The 1,038-nt window shown below is 44.3% G+C and carries 2 protein-coding genes; both read right to left on the minus strand.

The genetic code is table 11. From position 1 onward, the window contains the following. Positions 1-176 precede the first annotated feature (176 nt). The gene (locus R8O70_RS26265; RefSeq protein ID WP_020841188.1) at positions 177-836 is read right to left on the minus strand and encodes a ChrR family anti-sigma-E factor; all 660 of its coding nucleotides are present in this window, start codon (positions 834-836) and stop codon (positions 177-179) included. After that, positions 833-1,038: sigma-70 family RNA polymerase sigma factor (locus R8O70_RS26270; RefSeq protein WP_318184595.1), on the minus strand; the 206-nt coding region annotated here is incomplete at its 5' end. The genes R8O70_RS26270 and R8O70_RS26265, both read right to left, overlap by 4 nt.

The raw sequence follows: 1,038 nt of genomic DNA on the forward strand, positions 1-1,038 counted from the left end.
GTAATGGTGATCCCAAGCTTGATCATGTTGTATTCACTGCGTCATTACTTTACGGATCTTTTGGAAAAAGCGCGGCATAAGCATTAACGACCGCAAATTTGCGAAAAAGTAATAATAATAATAAACCACCGCACAATACGGTGGTTTTTTTCTAAACAAAACGCGGCGTTTTAAGCTTATGGGTAAAGCCCTTTGCCGAACAAGTTGAAGATACGTGCAACACCTTGCGTGAAAATCATTGGCTCAGTGAGTACCGTTAAACACAAACAGTCTTCACCTTCCTGAGTAAAGGGGCTGTGTTTCACTGAGGCATCTCGTATCATCAAGTCGCCTTCTTCATACTGCCCGTCTTCATCGCTAAATCCACCATGCAGAACCAGTGTGGATTCCAACCCTCTGTGCGTGTGTTGTGGGATTTGTACATTTTCGCCGATGTACATCAGGCTCACTCGAGCATCTTCACCCAAATCAATTTGTGCACTAAAAACCTTCCCACCGTAGCTTCGCCACGATCCCACCAAATCAGAAAAGCGCACTAACGTTTTTGGAAGCTCGAAGCTTTTACCTGCGACATTGACGAAAGCTGTATCTTGAATCACCACATTGTCGTTCACAGGTTCTGCGTTAATAATGTCGTTAAACATGTCATCAAACTCAGGTGAATACTCTGATGGACTTTCACTCACTGTGTTTGCTTGACTTGCTTCTACTTGGTTTACATACGCTCGGCACTTTGAGCACGTCTCTAAATGTGTGGCGACCACAAGACCAGAAACCGCATCAATGCTGCCCGAAGCGTACGCTTCTAACAAGTTGTTATCTGGATGTTTGTTCATAGTTGCTCCGTATGCATTGAGTGCCTTAACTTTTCTACTGCGAGTCTTAACCGAGACTTCACCGTGCCTAGCGGTATGTCAAACAGTTCCGCAACTTGCTGATGTGGCAGCTCTTCGAGATAAACCGCTTGCAATACGTCTCTCTGATTTTTAGGCAAAATATCAAGAAACTTCACCACCTGTTCCTTCAGCATGTCTTGTT

The sequence above is a fragment of the Vibrio sp. 779(2023) genome (assembly GCF_033344285.1).
Lineage (GTDB): Bacteria > Pseudomonadota > Gammaproteobacteria > Enterobacterales > Vibrionaceae > Vibrio > Vibrio alginolyticus.